Annotated in this window: 2 protein-coding genes and 1 pseudogene; all 3 read right to left on the bottom strand. The window is 66.5% G+C overall.

Going from position 1 to position 2856, the window contains the following annotated elements; translation table 11 throughout:
* Positions 1-243: pseudogene (locus ACLP25_RS28115) on the bottom strand (ATP-dependent DNA ligase); the annotation flags it as partial.
* Entirely contained in the window at positions 240-1253 is a 1014-nt protein-coding gene (locus ACLP25_RS28110) for a ligase-associated DNA damage response exonuclease (protein WP_442472393.1), read from the bottom strand. The pseudogene ACLP25_RS28115 and the gene ACLP25_RS28110, both read right to left, overlap by 4 nt.
* A gap of 800 nt (positions 1254-2053) precedes the next feature.
* Positions 2054-2856, bottom strand: an 803-nt coding sequence (gene ubiA / locus ACLP25_RS28105; RefSeq protein WP_442472392.1) for a 4-hydroxybenzoate octaprenyltransferase, incomplete at its 5' end; no start/stop codon positions are given.

Genomic DNA, 2856 nt, shown 5'->3' with positions numbered 1-2856 from the left:
GTAGCACTCGGCGCAAAGCCATTCGGGAAGTTTTGAGCCTTCGACCGCGAGCCTCCAGAGAATGCGCGTCGGAACGGTCTGACGCGGCTTGCCGCCGGAAAGGAAATAGACCATCCAGGCCGCGCTCGCCCATTGGGTTGGGTCGGCCTTGGCCGCCGCGAAGGCTTCGACCATCGCGGTGAGCTTGGCGCGCGTCGAGGTCGCGGAATCGAGGCGTCGATAAAGGTCGGAAAAGGCCTTCATGCGGCGCTCTCTGCGCCGGGCGCTGCTTCGTCCTCTTCGCCGTAAGCGGTCTGAAGGGCGCGAGCGTCAAGGCCCTTCTCCCGAAAATAGCGGGTCAGCGGCCCGGTGAATCCATGCGTCGCCAGAATGCGCTCGGCGCCGGTCGCCTCGACCGCCGCCAGGAGCCCCGACCAGTCGGCGTGGTCGGAGAGCGGAAAGCCGCGGTCCAGGCCTCGCCGGCGGCGGTTTCCCCTGACCTGCATCCAGCCGCTCGCGAGCGCGTCGGAATAGTCGCCGAACCGATTGAGCCACGGGCTCGCCGCGGCGGAAGGCGGGGCGACGATGAGCGCCTGTCGCAGTTCGGATTTGTCGGCGACCTCGGTGACGAGCCGCGTCGGCGGAATGATGATTCCGGCGTCCCGGTAAATGGCGTTGACCGGCTCGATCGCGCCGTGACAGACGATCGGCCCGATCGAGGGATCGAGCCGGGCGAGCAGGCGCTGCGCCTTTCCGAGCGCATAGGCGAAGAGGACGCTCGCGCGTCCGGCGGCGACGTTCTCTCTCCACCAGCTTTCGATCGCAGCCATGGTCTCGGCCTGAGGACGCCAGCGGTATATCGGCAGCCCGAAGGTCGATTCGGTAATGAAGACGTTGCAGCGCTGCGGCTCGAAGGGGGCGACGACGCCGTCGGCCTCGAGCTTAAAGTCGCCCGACGCGACCCACACTTCTCCGTTCCGCGCGACCCTGACCTGTGCCGATCCGAGGACGTGGCCGGCGGGATGGAGCGAGATTTCGACGCCGTTGCGGGTCAAAACCTCGCCATAGTCCGCCGTCTCGATCGCCACGTCGCCGAGTCGCCTTCTGAGGATTGGCGCGGTCAGGGGATGACACAGGTAGAGGTCCGACCCGAAGCGGGCATGATCGGAGTGGGCGTGGGTGATCACCGCGCGTGAAACCGGGCGCCACGGGTCGATATGAAAGTCGCCGGCCTCGCAATAGAGGCCTCGGTCGGTCGGTGCGATCAGGTCCATCGTGCGAAACCGGCTTTATGCCGACGGCGCCACCCTATCCGCGCCCGGCGCTGGAACGCCAGATTTTAGCGGCCCCAGGTCTCGATTCGGGCTTGCCGATAGCCTGGATTGGTCGTGTCCCGGCGCTGAGCGTTTTCCCCCCTGTCTCATGCGGACTTTCTTCTCAAGGAAGGTCTCTTCATCGTCGAGCGTCGCAGCCCGACGTCTACGAGCGGGGCCTTCGTACTCGCGCCGCAACGCCTTGCAGGAACGCGATCGCAAGTGACGATCGGCCGCCGGGGATCGACCGTCGGCTCTGCAAAGTCCGCGACTTCGATCCGGGCCGGCGCATATCCTGGGCTGGTGCAAATCATTGCGGATAAACAGAAATTGTGCTACGCTTCTTTCATGAAACGGTCAGATATGAGGCGAAAGGCCTACTGCGCGCTTGTCGCCAAAGCAGCGGCTTCGTTTTGCTTGCAGAGGGCGAAGCGTAAAGCGAATTTGGCATTCGGACCGTTTTCGGCGCCCAAGCGATTGAAAAGATGGGGTCGGCGCCAAGATCTCTGGATCGTCGCGCCGTCATCGCGGGCGGCCGAAGGGCGACCGAGAGGGTGTCCGTCTCCCGACCGGCTATGGCGGCGTTTCTCCCGACGGCGCCCTGGCAATTACAATTTGGCCTCGCACGCCGGACAACGCACCGAAAAGGCTCGATTCGGACGAAATCAATCCAAGTCCGGGAAAGGCCCGAATTTGCGGAGCGGCGCGTCCGGGCTGCGCACCGCCAAGGGATTCCAAACCCGGAGATCGATGGGCGGACGCTACCCCGCCCACCCCTGCGCCGCGATGCCGGCGAAGAGCAGGAGCCCCGCGTCGCGGTAGGAGCGGAACAGGCTGAGGGCGGTCGCGGCGTCGGTGTCCTCCACGCGGGAAAGCTGCCAGGCGAGATGGGCGGCGTAGGCCGCCCAGCCGATCAGCGCAATGGGGCCGCCGCCGGCGAGCAGGATCGCCGCCAAAGCCAAGGCCGCGGCGGCGGCGTAGAAGAGACCGACGCCGAGCCGGGCATGGCCGGCGAACAGGCGCGCCGTCGAGCGGATGCCGACGATCGCGTCGTCGCGCGCGTCCTGCATGGCGTAGATCGTGTCGTAGCCGATCGTCCAGCAAAACGCGGAAAAGTAGAGCAGGACGGGAGCGAGCGCGAGGCTCGCGAAAGTCGCCGCCCACCCCATCAGCGCGCCCCAGGAGAAGGCGAGACCCAGCACAGCCTGCGGCCAGGACGTCACCCGCTTCATCAACGGATAGACCGCAACGATCGCCAGCGAAGCGATCCCGAGCCCGATCGAGAAGCCGTTGAAGCTGATGAGCACGAATAACCCGACGAGCGCCTGCGCGACGAGGAAGACCGCTGCGGCCCTGACGCTGACCCGGCCGGAGGGCAGCGGCCGGTTGCGGGTGCGCTCGACGCCGGCGTCGAGCTTGCGGTCGAGAATGTCGTTGTAGGTGCAGCCGGCGCCGCGCATCACGATCGCGCCGATCAGGAACAGCGCCAGATCAGCGAGGTTGGGGCCACGGTGGAGCGCAAGCCCGGCCAGCGCCGTTCCCTGCCAGCAGGGAGCGAGCAGCA

The organism is Roseiarcus sp. (assembly GCF_052145395.1).
Lineage (GTDB): Bacteria > Pseudomonadota > Alphaproteobacteria > Rhizobiales > Beijerinckiaceae > Roseiarcus.
Note: the sequence above shows the minus strand (reverse complement) of the source record. Positions and strands in the feature narration are given on the sequence as shown.